Source organism: Pseudomonas capsici, from assembly GCF_017165765.1.
Classification (GTDB): Bacteria; Pseudomonadota; Gammaproteobacteria; order Pseudomonadales; family Pseudomonadaceae; genus Aquipseudomonas; species Aquipseudomonas capsici.
On sequence record NZ_JAFGZD010000007.1, the window covers coordinates 79,639 to 94,962 of the forward strand.

The 15,324-nt window shown below is 57.0% G+C and carries 15 protein-coding genes; 6 read left to right on the top strand and 9 right to left on the bottom strand.

The features are described from left to right. Positions 1-7: 7 nt before the first annotated feature. Complete coding sequence (gene coxB / locus JSY17_RS11735) at positions 8-1,132, bottom strand: cytochrome c oxidase subunit II (protein ID WP_117180569.1); 1,125 nt, start codon at positions 1,130-1,132, stop codon at positions 8-10. Positions 1,133-1,493: 361 nt separating this feature from the next. Here coxB and JSY17_RS11740 point away from each other — a divergent pair, with 361 nt between their 5' ends. Next, positions 1,494-2,144, top strand: coding sequence for a hypothetical protein (locus JSY17_RS11740; RefSeq protein WP_122371083.1), 651 nt, complete (start codon positions 1,494-1,496; stop codon positions 2,142-2,144). 95 nt (positions 2,145-2,239) lie between these two features. Here JSY17_RS11740 and JSY17_RS11745 read toward each other — a convergent pair whose 3' ends face one another. The 3 genes from JSY17_RS11745 to JSY17_RS11755 all read right to left on the bottom strand — a co-directional run bounded on the left by JSY17_RS11745 (position 2,240) and on the right by JSY17_RS11755 (position 5,865). Next, a complete protein-coding gene (locus tag JSY17_RS11745; RefSeq protein WP_117180567.1) occupies positions 2,240-3,772 on the bottom strand; it encodes a SulP family inorganic anion transporter in 1,533 nt (510 codons plus the stop codon). A 111-nt stretch (positions 3,773-3,883) separates the two neighbouring features. Continuing rightward, positions 3,884-4,615: a carbonic anhydrase gene (locus JSY17_RS11750; RefSeq protein ID WP_117163878.1), complete on the bottom strand. Its 732-nt coding sequence runs from the start codon at positions 4,613-4,615 to the stop codon at positions 3,884-3,886. 191 nt (positions 4,616-4,806) lie between these two features. Next, positions 4,807-5,865 carry a PA0069 family radical SAM protein gene (locus JSY17_RS11755; RefSeq protein WP_206402979.1) on the bottom strand — a complete coding sequence of 353 codons (1,059 nt, stop codon included), beginning with the start codon at positions 5,863-5,865 and terminating at the stop codon, positions 4,807-4,809. A gap of 263 nt (positions 5,866-6,128) precedes the next feature. Here JSY17_RS11755 and JSY17_RS25665 point away from each other — a divergent pair, with 263 nt between their 5' ends. After that, entirely contained in the window at positions 6,129-7,766 is a 1,638-nt protein-coding gene (locus JSY17_RS25665) for a PI-PLC domain-containing protein (protein WP_232849414.1), read from the top strand. 101 nt (positions 7,767-7,867) lie between these two features. Here JSY17_RS25665 and JSY17_RS11765 read toward each other — a convergent pair whose 3' ends face one another. Further along, on the bottom strand, positions 7,868-8,155 hold the full coding sequence (locus tag JSY17_RS11765; RefSeq protein ID WP_117180565.1) for a YheV family putative zinc ribbon protein: 288 nt from the start codon (positions 8,153-8,155) through the stop codon (positions 7,868-7,870). Next, a complete protein-coding gene (gene prlC / locus JSY17_RS11770) occupies positions 8,152-10,203 on the bottom strand; it encodes an oligopeptidase A (protein ID WP_117180564.1) in 2,052 nt (683 codons plus the stop codon). The genes JSY17_RS11765 and prlC overlap by 4 nt, the downstream gene beginning before the upstream one ends. 112 nt (positions 10,204-10,315) lie before the next feature. Between prlC and JSY17_RS11775 the strand changes: the two genes are divergently transcribed. Together JSY17_RS11775 and JSY17_RS11780 are read left to right on the top strand one after the other, a co-directional pair. Beyond that, entirely contained in the window at positions 10,316-10,861 is a 546-nt protein-coding gene (locus tag JSY17_RS11775) for a gamma carbonic anhydrase family protein (protein WP_206402981.1), read from the top strand. Between the two features lie 40 nt (positions 10,862-10,901). Beyond that, the gene (locus JSY17_RS11780) at positions 10,902-11,552 is read left to right on the top strand and encodes an HAD family hydrolase (RefSeq protein ID WP_206402983.1); all 651 of its coding nucleotides are present in this window, start codon (positions 10,902-10,904) and stop codon (positions 11,550-11,552) included. Between the two features lie 87 nt (positions 11,553-11,639). On the opposite strand, the gene JSY17_RS11785 is transcribed toward JSY17_RS11780, so the two are convergent. Further along, complete coding sequence (locus JSY17_RS11785) at positions 11,640-12,698, bottom strand: aminopeptidase (RefSeq protein WP_206401785.1); 1,059 nt, start codon at positions 12,696-12,698, stop codon at positions 11,640-11,642. Between the two features lie 94 nt (positions 12,699-12,792). Here JSY17_RS11785 and JSY17_RS11790 point away from each other — a divergent pair, with 94 nt between their 5' ends. Further along, positions 12,793-13,206: a PA0061/PA0062 family lipoprotein gene (locus tag JSY17_RS11790; RefSeq protein ID WP_201012594.1), complete on the top strand. Its 414-nt coding sequence runs from the start codon at positions 12,793-12,795 to the stop codon at positions 13,204-13,206. On the opposite strand, the gene JSY17_RS11795 is transcribed toward JSY17_RS11790, so the two are convergent. Both JSY17_RS11795 and JSY17_RS11800 read right to left on the bottom strand, forming a co-directional pair. Beyond that, complete coding sequence (locus JSY17_RS11795) at positions 13,207-13,440, bottom strand: DUF1161 domain-containing protein (RefSeq protein ID WP_117163870.1); 234 nt, start codon at positions 13,438-13,440, stop codon at positions 13,207-13,209. A 143-nt stretch (positions 13,441-13,583) separates the two neighbouring features. After that, entirely contained in the window at positions 13,584-14,015 is a 432-nt protein-coding gene (locus tag JSY17_RS11800; protein ID WP_117184743.1) for an OsmC family protein, read from the bottom strand. Between the two features lie 199 nt (positions 14,016-14,214). Here JSY17_RS11800 and JSY17_RS11805 point away from each other — a divergent pair, with 199 nt between their 5' ends. Then, on the top strand, positions 14,215-15,216 hold the full coding sequence (locus JSY17_RS11805; protein ID WP_200976973.1) for an LLM class flavin-dependent oxidoreductase: 1,002 nt from the start codon (positions 14,215-14,217) through the stop codon (positions 15,214-15,216). The last annotated feature ends 108 nt before the right edge of the window (positions 15,217-15,324 follow it).

A 15,324-nucleotide genomic window follows, 5' to 3' on the forward strand; every position in this document is an offset into this window, starting at 1 on the left:
TGCGCGCTCATTGCTGTGACTGCTTGAGGGCTAGCACATCCTTGGGGCTCAGCATGTCGCCCTTGTCGTTACCCCACGCATTGCGCTCGTAGGTTACGACCGCTGCGATATCCACTTCCGAAAGCTGTTTGCCGAAGGCGGCCATGGCGGTGCCGGGCTTGCCGTTGAACACAATGTTCAGGTGCCCTTCGATGGGGCCGGTGGCGACCGGCGAACCCTTGAGCGCCGGGAACAGCGGCGGCATGCCCTGTCCTTCGGGCTGGTGACAGGCGGCACAGACGGTGTGATAGACCTTGTCGCCGTGAGCGATGAGTTCTTCCCGGGTCCAGTTCTTGTCGGTCAGCTCCTTGAGTCGGGCGCCCTCTTCCTTGCGTTCGGCCAGCCAGGCCTGGTAATCCGCCGTGGACTTGGCTTCCACCACTATGGGCATGAAGGCGTGATCCTTGCCGCACAACTCGGTGCATTGGCCACGGTAGATGCCGGGCTTTTCGATGCGGGTCCAGGCTTCATTGACGAACCCTGGAATCGCGTCGCGCTTGACCGCGAAAGCCGGTACCCACCAGGAATGGATCACGTCGGCCCCTGTCACCAGAAAACGGATCTTCTCACCAACCGGCAGCACCAGTGGCTGATCGACTTCCAGCAGGTAATGTTCGCCTTTGGTATCGCGGTTCTGGATCTGATCGGTGGAGGTCGCCAGGTTGCTGAAGAACTCCACATCCTGTCCCAGGTATTTGTAGTGCCACTTCCATTGATAGCCGGTGATCTGGATATCCACATCCGATTCGCTGGCGTCATACATGCTGATCAGAGTGCGGGTCGCCGGAATCGCCATGGCGACCAGAATCAGGAAGGGCACGAGGGTCCAGAGAATCTCGACCGTGGTGTTTTCATGGAAATGGGCGGCTTTCTGCCCGAGTGAGCGTCGATGCATGAGCACCGACCAGAACATGGCGGCGAACACCACCAGACCGATCACCACACAGATCCAGAAAATGGTCATGTGCAGATCGAATACCGCATTGCTGACGACAGAAGCGCCAGGCGACATATTCGTTGTCCAGGCTGCATGCACCTGAACAGATATCAGCCACAACGCAAAGCCCATCCAGACGCATGGACGTCGCTTCATCGCGGGGTCCCCCCAGGCTCTTGTTATCCGACAGACTCGGTCTGCGGCCAAGGAGCGGCTTGCGAATTCACTGACATCATGCCCAGGGTAGCCAGGTCTACAGCGTTGCGGTATCAGCCAACGTCCTTCACAGCCGAGTATAGACACAGCCCAAGAGTGCGCAACGGAAGGGCACTACCACTCATATAGATGTATGAAGTCTGATTTAAAAACCGGGATAATGCGTCAAAAAGAGCCTTTTAATAACCAATACACATAAATGTTACTTAGTTATGAAAAATGCGTCTTAGGGATTCAGCCAATCAGGCTAACGTATCACTTCCCCTAATAACTACCTGGTTTTAAGCCGTCAGGAGCCTTCATGAACACCGCCGCATTGCGCGAGCAGATTCAGCGTGCACATCAACACGAAGCCGAAACAGGCCAATTGCTAAAACAGCTGGAAACCCAACTACCCCACCTGCATCCCGCTATCGATCTTCCGGATGTCGACGCCAAAGGTGTTCTGACACGCTTTGTTTCTGCCTATATCGAACTGGTACCGGACCTGCTGGACGCCGCTCATGAAGTTGCCGTTCAGGCAGGTATCGAAGGACAGATAAAACCCGTCCTGAAGATTGCCGAACATTTTTTCACGACCCCGCCAGCCATCATGGATGGCCATGAAGGGCTCGACAGTCTGCTGGATGAGGCGTATCTGGCGCATCGTCTGGTGGAAGAGGTGAATGACCTCTATATCAAGCATTTCGGTCAGCCGTTGATTCCGTCGAATACGGTCGTTGCCAGCGTGATTGCCCATCAGTTGATCGGCGAAGAGTTCGCCAACCAGCTCGATGAAGCCGTACACCATGCTGTTGACCAGCTATTGGATGAGGACAGTTTTGCTCTGGAATCGGTTGAAACCTATCGTGATCGTCTTGGCAGTCCGGACACCGAAGCCGCGTGGAAACGCTGGCCATGCCTGTCGCGCCAACTGGGTATCGGCCTGGAACTGGATCGCCCCCAGGCCTGATACTGTTGATCGTTTCAATAATGTCTTTGCGAGCAAAGGAAGGAGAGTCGGCAGGCGCTCCGCTGCTTCGCGAAGACGCCCACCGTTGATGCGAGCTACCTGGCAGCAGCTCCGATACCCGTTGTCGTATACACCCGCCCTTCCAGACGACGCTTCAGACCCCGCGACTCGATACGCAGTTTCGTCCCCTGAGCGGCATTGGCCCGCCCCCACTCTTCCAGCAACTCCAGGCAAGAGTGATCGATATAGCTCAGATTGTTCAGCGGCACGTGCACGATGCTGCCTTGAGGGATAGTGCCCAGGACCTTGGTCAGCGCTGGCACCTTGAGGAAGGTTGCCGCACCTACCAGACGCAACTCCAGCTCGCCCTCTTCTTCCAGTTGAACCAGGCTGATCTTCAGGCGTGAAGCCTTGAGTGCCAGCTTGACCAGAGTCAGACCGAAACCGACCAGTACACCGGTCAACAGGTCAGTGAAGATGATCGAGCAAGCCGTTGCGGCATAGATGAACATCGGCATGCGTCCATAACGGCCCAGACCACGAAATGCCTTGAGGTCCACCAGCTTGAGGCCTGTGTACACCAGCACACCCGCCAGACTCGCGATCGGAATGCTCTGTAGTACGCTCGACAGAACCAGTACGAAAGCCAGCAGCCACAGGCCGTGGAAAATCGTCGAGAAGCGGGTCGTGGCACCTGCCTGAACGTTCGCCGAGCTGCGAACGATAACGCCGGTCATGGGCAGCGAGCCCACCAGACCGCACAGCATGTTACCGATGCCTTGTGCGCTCAGTTCCTTGTCGAAGTCAGAGCGTGTGCCGCTGTGCATGCGGTCGACGGCAGCAGCCGAGAGCAGCGTTTCGGCACTGGCGATGAAGGCCAGGGCGACGGCGGCAATCAGGATCGCAGGATCGGCGAGGTTCATGAGGTCCGCAGGGCGCAGCCAGTCGATGGCATCGGCCAGATTGTCGGGAACCTCCACGCGCTTGACCTCCAGCGCCATGATGAGGCTGATGCCTGTTGCAAGAGCGACACCCAGCAGAGCCCCCGGAACGAAACGCAGCGACTGCGGGCGGATCTTTTCCCAGGACCACATCACCAGCATGGTGCCCAGCCCCAGCATGCCTGCCTGCATGGCCGAGCCCGGACCGATGGCCTGTACCAGCGTCGAAGGAAAGGCGATCAGGTTATCCAGCCCGGACGGTTTCGGACCGCTGTCGAACATCACATGCACTTGTGAAAGGACGATCAGCACGCCGATACCGGCCAGCATGCCGTACACCACGGCCGGTGCCGTGACCCGGAACCAGCAGCCGAGCTTGAAGCGTCCGGCCAGCAGTTGAAGCAGTCCGGCCAGCAACAGGATCGGGCCCAGCATGGCCATCCCGTGTTCACGCACCAGCTCGAATACCAATACAGCCAGTCCTGCGGCAGGGCCACTGACCTGCAAAGGCGACCCTGCGATCCAGCCGACCACCAGGCCACCGATGATGCCAGTAATCAATCCCTTGGCCGGAGGCATGCCTGAAGCAATTGCAATCCCCATGCACAACGGCAGGGCAACCAGGAACACCACCACGGAAGCGAGCAGCTCCCGTGGTAAAACGGATTTCAGTTCTGTAGTACCCATGATGCTTCTCCGGGATCTCTTCAGACGTAACAAAGCCTGGCGGCGCGCATCCTGCGCAACCGCCATAGACTCAAAGAGGGTTTACCGCCAGTCGTGAATCAGATGATGCGACTAGAAGCGTGGCTTCGGGGTAGCCATGGGTGTCGGACCTTCGCCATCGAGTGGCAGGAATGTATCCCGGTCCGCGTCGTAAGCCAGAATTTCACTGGTTTCGATGTTGTAGACCCAGCCGTGGATGAACAACTGACCGCTGGCCAGTTTTGCTGCAACCGAAGGGTGGGTACGCAGGTGCTGAAGCTGGGCGATCACGTTTTCCTGAGTCAGGACGTGCATGGTTTCCTTTTCGCCGGAGCAGCTGCAGTTGTTTTCGACAACTGTGCGGGCAACCTCTGCATGACGCAGCCAGGCTTTGACCGTAGGCATCTTGTCGAGGCTTTGAGGGTTGAGTACGGCACGCATCGCGCCGCAATCGGAGTGTCCGCAGATGATGATGTGCTGTACGCCCAGAGCCGAAACCGCATACTCGAGGGCTGTTGAAACACCACCGTTCATCTGGCCGTAAGGTGGAACGACGTTACCGACGTTACGGGTGACGAACAGGTCGCCTGGAGAACTCTGGGTAATGAGTTCAGGCACGATGCGCGAGTCTGCGCAGGTGATGAACATGGCGCGAGGCGCTTGCGCCGTGGCCAGTTTCTTGAACAACTCTTCCTGCTGTGGGAAGACCTCATGGCGGAAATGCACGAAGCCACTCACGATTTGCTGCAGCGCTACCTCAGCACTATTCAATGCAGGCTGCTCACTGGCTGAGGTAGCCGACTGCTGTTTATCCATGTCTCTCATGTCTTCATCCTCTCTGACGGATTGATGTGGATTTCATGCTTTATCTAACCGGAATCGGACCTGAACCCTCTTGTGAGGCATAGCGAACAAGTCCATTGAACGCTATCGCGGGCATCACTCCGATTTACAGATTAACGACTCAAGCTTAAGTGAAACTGAATGCGACGGCTCTAGAACGCCAATTCCTGCATTTAAAGGAGTGACATCTGCCCTCCCGGTGGGCAAAAAGCGTTGCAGTCCAGATGAAAACTCTCACGACGGTTGAGGCCTAAACGTGTAGTCGCGATTGAGTAACGCTTGGCCAACAGATCGGCAAAAGGACCTTCGCCCCGCATGCGCGACCCGAACTCGCTGTTGTAGACCTCACCGCCACGGGTTTGACGTATCAGACTCATCACATGTTCCGCACGCTGCGGATAATGTGTTCTGAGCCATTCGTCGAACAGCGGTGCCACCTCCAGCGGCAGGCGCAACATCACATAACTCGCGCTCTGTGCGCCGGCTGCCCTGGCTTCAGTGAGCAGGGCTTCAAGCTCGCTGTCGTTGATCATCGGGATCATCGGCGCACACAACACACCCACCGGCACGCCCGCCTGACGCAAGACCCGAATCGCTCGCAAGCGCGCCTTGGGTGCAGCGGCCCTGGGCTCGAGAATGCATTTGAGCTCGTCATCCAGGGTGGTCAGGCTGATGAACACCGACACCAGATTCAGCTTTGCCATTTCGGCCAGCAGATCGAGGTCGCGCAGGATCAGCGAGCCTTTGGTAATGATGGACACGGGATGACGATAGCGCAGCAAGACCTCAAGGGTTGCGCGGGTGATCCGGTGCTCGCGTTCGATAGGCTGATACGGATCGGTATTGGCCCCCAGCGTGATCGGCGCACAGCGATAGCCGGGTTTGGACAGCTGTTGTTCCAGCAGGGCCGCCGCATTGGTCTTGGCGATCAGTTTTGTCTCGAAGTCCAGACCGGGCGACATGTCCCAGTACGCATGGCTGGGCCTTGCAAAACAATAGATGCAGCCATGCTCACACCCTCGGTAAGGGTTGATGGAGCGATCGAAGGGGATGTCCGGCGAGGTATTGCGGGTGATGATGCTCTTGGCCGTTTCGTGGATGACCTGAGTGCCCTGGGTGAGCGGAACCTCCTGATACCAGCCATCGTCCTCGGCGACCGACCGGTTGGGAGCAAAACGGTTGTGCGGGTTGGTGGCGGTACCACGGCCGCGGATCGAGGTTGGGCTGACCATGAGGGATTACTCGAATACTGTTTATACATACAGTACAGCAATTTTTTACCTTCGCCCGGAAAAATCCTTCTTACCTGACAGATGGTGTCTGCGGATTCCTCTGTCGAAGCCCTTCGCCATAGCACTTATTAAAAGGCTGTAACAATAAGCTTGTTCCATCAATCTCTGTATTCGCTTATTACTTTTCGCCAGTAGTACTCAAGGATGAGTATTTATTCAGAGCCTGATAAAGGCCCTGACAAACATTGAAAAGGACGTCACTCTTGAACAATAAATATACATTGCGCGTTTTGCTTGGAATCTCGCTTCTGTTCTGGCTGGTCAGTGCCGCCCAAGCGGATAACGTCAGCGGTAACGATAAACCCTTCGATCAGTATTACTGGGTTACTACCCATAATTCCTACGAGAAGATCAACCAGAATCTGGCAGAAATGCCCCGGCAACTGAAAGACGGTGTTCGTGGCTTCATGCTCGATCTCTACCGCGATGAAAAACCGGGCATTAACCGCATCAAGGTCTGTCATAAAACCATCGCCTGCTATGGGCCGCTCGGTAATCAGCTGAAGAACGAGTTTATTCCCTTCCTGAAAAACCATCCGACGGAAGTGGTCACGATCTTTTTTGAAACCTATGTCAGTCGCAACGATGTACAGGAAGTATTCGATGCACTGCCTGAGCTGGCGGACTACTCGTTCAACCCGGCCAATTTCGGCGCCCAGAGCTGGCCCGGTCTTTTGGAGATGGCACGTAAGAATAACCGACTGATCCTGATGACCGACAAGCGGGAAGTGAGTGGTAATTACACGGTCGGCTCAAAAACCGTCACGGTTCTGTTTGATCAGGATTGGGTGAAGCAAAATAAATGGGATACGCTTGGGCCCGTTGCGTCCAACATCCTTGCCGCACATGATTTCTCCTGTCCGACCCGCTGGACTTCAATACCTCTCAGTACCGGGTCCGTTGCAGCCTCTACCGGAAAATCATGGAATCGCCTGTTCCTGATGAACCAGTTCCATACCGTCACGTCCACAACCACAGACTCGGGCAAGTACGATAACAACCTGACCCATCTCATGCGGCGTACAGCCAGCTGTGGGGCAAAACCGAACTTTGTGGCGATCAACAACTACAGGAGCGGCGATGCTTTCGCCTATGCCCGGACCCTGACCCAGGGGGGTATTTATTTATGGGAAGGTGAAAATGCAGACAAGAAGCGCGACGCGGTCTGCGCGATTCCAAGTGGTTCAAGGACACTCGTTTTACCGACTCTGGGTTGTGAAAACGACGAAGCAAAATCCATGACCTTGTCTGGCATTACCAAAGGCACTCGAATCACGCTGTACGACAATCCCAATGGTCGCCGCTCGGACGATTACGCGGTGATTGATATCAAACGAGACATTGGTATAAACGAAAGTGTCCTGATTCCGAAATTCGATAAAAGTCGTAAAAACGCCGACTACCAAATGGTATTTGCCAGCAATAATAATCTGAACGGCAAGGTTTCCAGGATCGAGATTGGCAGAACACCTTCCAATTTTTCCGACGCGGCCATCGTGCTGTATGAAGGAAACAATGCCACTCAAAACATAGACTGTACGATCCCTCTCAATCGTTCCCATAACGTCAAGATGAAAAGCAACAGTTTTGGCTGTTCCAATGATGAAGTACGCTCGGGCATGATACTTAAAGCCAAAGCCGGTAGTCACTTCAGTCTCTATGGTCAACCGGACGGCAAGCCATCACAGGGCAGAACCAATGTAACGATCAAGCGTGATATTACCTGGCCTGTCGTTATTCCAAGTTTCAACCGCTCTTATGAGAACAGTGATGTACGGGTCGAGGCCAGTAAATCGATTGATGGGAAGATTTCGTTTGGTTATTTCAATGGTACTCCGTGAGGCTATGTATTCTTGAATACCGAGGCCTCGTCCTGATGAACCCATGAAACGGGAAGCACCTATCAAGTGCTTCCCGTTCCTCTTGACCCGACCATCAGGTTTCAGCTCGGATCGACGGGCTTCTTCAACTTCGGATTCGGGAAGAACTGCACGCCCTGCACCTTTGGATCGGCAGGTTTTGGCGTGATCTTGTTGACCCGTGTGCCCAGCTCTTTGGGAATCGACAGGCCCTGTTCATTGAGCGTATCGCTGTAGCCGCAGCCCACGCATTCGCGATGGGGCACGTCGTCCTCACTCCACATTTTCAGCTTGTCGGGCTCGCTGCACGCCGGGCAGACAGCCCCGGCGATAAAGCGTTTCTTGGTAATGACTACCGGTGTATCGGTCATGCTGCCGCTTCCTCACTCAAGCCACTGTGACGCAAGAGTGCGTCAATCGAAGGCTCGCGTCCGCGGAAGTCGACGAACAACACCATCGGCGCCTGGGACCCGCCACGGGCCAGAATGGCTTCGCGGAAGGCACGGCCAGTCTCGGCGTTGAGTACACCGTCTTCCTCGAATCGCGAGAACGCATCGGCGGACAGCACTTCTGCCCATTTGTAGCTGTAATAACCTGCCGCATAACCGCCCGCGAAGATATGCGCGAAGCTGTTCGGGAAGCGGTTGTAGGCAGGTGGACGCATTACCGAAACTTCATCGCGGATGCTTTCAAGCACTTCCAGTACGCCACGACCATCGCCATGGGTGGCGTGCAGCTCGAAGTCGAACAGCGAGAACTCCAACTGGCGGACCATCATCAGGCCAGACTGGAAGTTCTTGGCGGCGAGCATTTTTTCCAGCAGGTCCTGAGGCAGCGCTTCGCCGCTCTCGTAGTGACCGGAAATCAGCGCCAGGCCTTCAGGCTCCCAGCACCAGTTTTCCATGAACTGGCTTGGCAGCTCGACCGCATCCCAGGCCACACCGTTGATGCCCGAGACACCGGCATGTTCGACGCGGGTCAGCAGGTGATGCAGGCCATGGCCGAATTCGTGGAACAGGGTGGTGACTTCATCGTGAGTCAGCAAGGCCGGCTTGCCGCCGACGGCTGGGGTGAAGTTGCACACCAGATTCGCTACCGGGTTCTGCAGGCGGCCTTCGGCGGTGCGACGACGGTCGCGAGCGCCATCCATCCAGGCACCGCCACGCTTGTTGGCGCGGGCATACAGATCGAAGAAGAAACGCCCGACGTGCTGGCCGTTTTCCTTGATCTCGAAAAGGCGAACATCCGGGTGCCAGGTGTCGAAGCCTTTCTGCTCGGTGATTTCAATTCCGTACAGGCGCTGGACGATCGCGAACAGGCCGCTCAGCACTTTGTCGATCGGGAAGTAGGCACGCAGGATTTCCTGCGAAACGCTGTAGCGTTGTTCGCGCAGTTTCTCGCCATAGAAACCGCTGTCCCAGCTTTGCAGATCCGGGCAGCCCTGTTCGGCGGCATAGGCCTTGAGCTGCTTGAGGTCCTGTTCGGCAAAGGGCTTGCTGCGCTTGGCCAGATCGCGCAGGAAGCTCAGCACCTGATCGCTGGACTCGGCCATCTTGGTGGCCAGGCTCAGTTCGGAGAAGCTGGCGAAGCCCAGCAGTTGCGCCAGTTCCTGACGCAGGTCGAGGATCTGGGCCATCACCGGGCCGTTGTCGTTCTTGCCGGCATTCGGGCCTTGATCCGAGGCGCGGGTGCAGTACGCCGCATAGACTTCCTCGCGCAGGGCACGGTCTTCGGCGTAGGTCATTACCGCGTAATAGCTCGGGAATTCCAGAGTGATCAGGAAGCCTTCCAGATCCTTGGCCTTGGCGGCAGCCGCCATCTGCTGCTTGGCCGAATCGGTCAGACCCGCGAGGGCGGATTCGTCAGTGACCAGTTTGGTCCAGGCCTGGGTGGCGTCGAGCAACTGGTTGGAGAACTGGCTGCCCAGTTCCGACAGCTTGCTCTGAACTTCGGCATAACGCTTCTGCTGCTCGGGCGGCAGGTCGATGCCCGAAAGGCGGAAGTCACGCAGCGACTGTTCCAGGATGGTCTTCTGACCGACATCGAAGTTTGCCGCTTCCGGGCTGTTGGCCAGGGCTTCATAGGCCTTGAACAGTTCGCGGTTCTGGCCCATTTCGGTGGAGTAGGCGCTCAGTGCAGGCAGGCACGACTCGTAGGCTTCGCGCAGCTCGGCGCTGTTGCAGACGGCATTCAGATGGCTGACCGGGCTCCAGGCGGCTCCCAGACGATCATTCAATTCATCCATCGCCAGGATCAGACCGGCCCAGGTGGGGGTCGAACCCTGCTTGGCAAGAATGTCGGCAATCGCGGCGCGGTTATCGGCCAGGATCTGCTCGATGGCAGGTTTTACGTGCTCGGCACGGATCGCCGAGAAAGGAGGCAGGTCGTACGATTGCAGAAGAGGGTTGTTCGCGCTCACGGTTTTGCACCTTGGCTGGAAGAAACACTCACGCATCTTAATTACAATCGACGCCGACCGCAGCACTCAAACCTGAATCGCGCCTCTATCACCCGTAAAGAAGGAGTCTATCGTGGCCATTCGCAAGTTCCAGGACCACACCCCAGCCCTTGGCGAAAGAGCGTTCGTCGATCATTCGGCTGTTGTGATCGGCGATGTCGAAATCGGTGCAGACAGCTCCGTCTGGCCACTGACCGTGATCCGTGGCGACATGCACCGCATCCGCATCGGTGCCCGCACCAGCGTGCAGGATGGCAGCGTGTTGCATATCACCCATGCCGGGCCTTTCAACCCTGATGGCTTTCCATTGCTGATCGGTGACGAAGTGACCATTGGCCACAAGGCGATGCTGCATGGCTGCACTATCGGCAACCGGATTCTGATCGGCATGGGCACTACCATCATGGATGGCGCGGTGGTCGAGGATGAGGTGATTATCGGTGCAGGCAGTCTGGTGCCGCCCGGCAAGGTGCTGGAAAGCGGGTTTCTCTATGTGGGGCGTCCGGTCAGGCAGGCCCGGCCTCTGACTGAAAAGGAAATTGCCTTTTTCCCTTATAGTGCGAGCAATTACGTGAAGCTCAAGGATCAGCATCTGGCCGAAGGCTATGACCAGCCCTGAGTTATCCACAGGCCCTTTTACGCATTACTGGCGAGACTTCATGAATTACCAGAATATTCTTTTCGACCTCGACGGCACACTGACCGACCCGCGCCTGGGGATAACGCGTTCCATCCAGTTTGCCCTGTCGAAGCTGGGGATCGACGAACCGGACATCACCCGGCTCGAACACTTCATCGGCCCTCCATTGCTCCAGGCTTTCATGCAGTTCTATGACATGGACGAAGCCCGTGCCTGGGAGGCCGTAGGCTTCTATCGCGAGCGCTTCAAGGTGACCGGGCTATATGAAAACCAGGTGTTCGATGGCGTGCCCGAGTTGCTTGAAGCCTTGGCGGGTCAGGGGCGAACGCTGTATATCGCAACGTCGAAACCCTGGGTGTTTGCCCATGAAATCGCCCGGCATTTCGACTTCGCCAAGTATTTCAAAGTGATATATGGCAGTGAGCTGGACGGTACCCGCACCGATAAAGTGGAACTGATTGCCCATCTGCTGGAGCAGGAGGGGCTGGACCCAAGCCAGACCCTGATGATTGGCGACCGCAAGCACGACCTTATCGGCGGCCTGCGCAACGGGCTGGATGTGGCGGCTGTGGGGTATGGCTTCGGCAGTCATGAGGAACTGACGGCGCAAATGCCGACCTATCACTTCGCAACCATGGCCGAAATGCATAAAGCCTTTACCGCCACGTAGGAACCCGTGAATCCACAAGATTCTGGAAGACCGCCGTCGCGGGCAAGCGCGCTCCTACTGTAGGAGCGCGCTTGCCCGCGACGGGATTTACCGGGACATCAATTGCTGCAGGCGTGCCTTACGCTCTTTGGCGGGCAGGTCGCCCAGCGTTTCCACTGCCTCGAAGAACTCAGGCCAGTCGCCCTTCACCTGTTTGAACAACGCCTCAAACGCTGGCACCCATTGGTCGTACAGCCCGAAGGGCAGCAATTTGGCGTTGTTCATCGGTGAGTTGATCCACCCATCGAAACGTTTGTCGCCGCGCCATTGTTCATCACGCACCTGTCGGTACTCATGACGCAGACGCTCGAATTCGGCCGCTTTGCGCTCACGCATCACTTCGGCGGTCAGCGGCTGGCTGTACAGCGTCTTGAGCCGTTCCCGGGTGTCGAGCACCAGACGAATGAATTGATCCCGGCGTGTAGATTGCGAAACACTCTCGGGAGCCAGGCCACGCGAAGCCCGCCATTGGCGTGTGCCTTCCTGTTCCACGAAACTGGCGTAGGACTCGTTGAACTCGGTGTCGTCTTTCACATAAAAGCGCTGATGCGCCAGTTCGTGAAAGATCAGCGTCGCCAGTCGTTCATCGCCCCAGCCGAGCATCGAACTGAGAATCGGATCGTTGAACCAGCCCAGTGTCGAGTACGCCTCGATGCCGCTCATGTACACATCCTTGCCGGCCTGCCGTTGCAAGGCGGCCTCGCCACGTGCGCCGCCCAGGCTGTAATAGCCTCGGTAGGCCACGCAACCGGCAATCGGAAAGCAATGAGTGACGGGGTCCAGAGAGAACTCATCGGTGGCGAATACGTTCCATACCACATAAGGACGGCCCAGATCGGCGTACAGGCGATAGCTCTTGTTGTCCGGCAGATGCAGATGGGCGCTGGCGAAAGTGCGGGCCTGTTGGGCATAGGCCAGACGCTGACGCAATTTCGGGTCGCGTCCGGGGTCAGAGATGATGTCTTCGACAGGCTCGCGTGCCTGCAACAGTTTCAGCTGACCACTGGCCAACTGGCCGTAGTACGAGAGGCTGGAACATCCACAGAGCAAAACCATCGTCGCTATCGGCAAACTGCGCCAGAGACGTACAACATCGAGTCGTGGCATACACGGCCTTCAAGACAGGGATAGAACGCGTTATGCAGGACAGCCAGGGTATTACGCAACTATCATCGTCATCCGTCCATTTGCGGAGCCTGACATGCGCTCGATAGCCTTGATTCTCATCCTTGGCACCCTTGTCGGGTGTACCACGCCTTTACCTGCCGTCGATCCTGGCATGGCCTGGGTCGATATGCGCACCACGACCGGCAGGCTGGTGATGGCGGACAAGCTCGATGGCAAGAATACCGAGGATGGTCGCTACTTTCAGGTCACTCCCGGTCGTCATGAACTACAGATCCGTTTCGACTACGAATATCGCTCCGGTGGACTGGGCCTGATCAGTGACGATTACACCGATATCACCTGTTTCATCGATATCGAATACGATCACTTTGCCGCCGGGCAGCGTTACATGATCGATGCCCGCATCCTGGCCAATGACATTACGGCCCGGCTTTTCGACGCCGAGCGCAAGGTGGTGGCCGAGCAGGGTGATATTCACTGCATCTGATCAGCTGTCGTTTTTCTGGTAGATGATCTTCCGGGTGCCGTTGTCGCAACTGCCCACCACCATGTTCTGATCGTGGACTTCAGCATTGGGGACGATTTCCAGCGTATAGGACGTGACATTGTTGGCCTGGATCTTGGCCTCGATTTCGTCCTTGAGTTCTTCGCAGGACTTCGGCGCAGCCAGGGCGCTGGTCGTCAGCAGAATACAACTGATGGTCAAGGCAAAACGTTTCATGGCCGATTCCTTCGATAGGGCGCACAGGTTTTTGTCTGTGCTGTAGTCCTTCATACGACCGTCCGGCCCCGCATCTGGTTCTGACGGGCAAAAAAATGACCCGCACAACCGGGTTGTGCGGGCCCGCGGCGTCAGGCGATCGATCAGCTGAGCAGCGTGGCATCCAGGGTGATCTTGGCATTCAGCACCTTGGAAACCGGGCAGCCTTCTTTGGCCTGTCTGGTCAGTTCATCGAACTGCTGCTGGCTGGCGCCGGGCACTTTGGCCTTGAGCACCAGATGCACGGCAGTGATGGAAAATCCGCCGCTGTCCTGGTCCAGCGTCACTTCGGCCTGGGTATCGATGCTTTCAGCGGTGAAGCCGGCGTTTCCGAGAATCATCGACAGGGCCATGGAGAAGCAGCCGGCATGAGCTGCGCCGATCAGCTCTTCAGGATTGGTGCCCTTACCGCCTTCGAAGCGGGCCTTGAAGCCATAAGGTGCTTCGCGCAGGACGCCTGTTTCGGTTGAGATATGACCAAGACCGCTTTTGAGATCACCTTCCCAGTGCGCTGATGCTTTCTTGACGATGCTCATGATGCCTCCTGTTGAAATCGGTAATGTTTGAAACGTAGCCAGGATTCTGAGGATAGACGGCTTTGGAAAGTTCAACGCATAAGTCCTAGTGTTTTAGTAGGTCTTTTTTGGGGGTTGCCATTGAAAAGCAGCGCTTGCGCCCGCACTGCTGTTTCATCATGGGCTCAGCCCCATACATTTCGAGGAGAAGCAGCGGCCTATGAAACGTTTGTCGGATGTAAAGATTTCCACCCTGGACCTGGTGCCGGTGCGCCAGGACAAAGGCCCCGCAGATTCACTGCGCAATTCCCTGAACCTGGCTCAGCATGTCGAGAAGCTGGGCTATAACCGCTTCTGGGTTGCCGAGCACCACAACATGGACGGCATCGCCAGTTCGGCGACTTCCGTGCTGCTGGCCTATCTGGCTGGCGGCACATCGACGATTCGCGTAGGCGCTGGCGGGGTGATGCTGCCCAACCATGCGCCGCTGGTGATTGCCGAGCAGTTCGGTACTCTGGCCAGTCTCTATCCCGGCCGTATCGATCTGGGCCTGGGACGTGCGCCGGGCTCGGACCAGATGACGGCCCGGGCACTGCGTCGAGAGCGCTCCGGCAGCGCCGACGATTTTCCCGACGATGTCGCCGAGTTGATGGATTATCTGGGACCGCGCACGCCTGATCAGAAAGTGATCGCTGTGCCGGGTTCAGGCACCAATGTGCCCATCTGGCTGCTGGGCTCGAGCCTGTTCAGCGCGCAACTGGCCGGGATGCGCGGGCTGCCTTATGCCTTTGCCTCGCATTTCGCGCCGCGCTACATGCATGAGGCGATTCGTGTCTATCGCAATCATTTCCAGCCTTCCGAGGTGCTCGACAAACCTTACGTGATGCTGGGTGTACCGCTGGCGGCCGCCGACACCGACGAACGTGCCGAGTACCTGGCGACGTCGGTCTATCAGCGCATTCTGGCGCTGATGCGCGGGCACAGTCTGGTGCAGCGTCCACCGGTCGAATCCATGGACAAACTGTGGCTGCCTCACGAGCGAGAGGCTGTGGCGAGTTTTCTGGGTCTGGCGATGGTGGGCGGCCCGGAAAAGATCCGCGCCAAGCTGGACGTGCTGCTGGAACAGACCGATGCCGATGAATTGATCTTCACCTGCGACATGTACGAACACGAGGATCGTTTGCGCTCGTATGAAATCCTGGCGCAGGCCGCACAGGGATAAAAAGCCGTACTGTGCAGGACCGGATTTATCCGGGAAGGCGGTGGTGAAAATCCATGGGATGACCGTTTTCGCCAATGAATTCGCTCCTGCACTTGTGTGCAGGAGCGA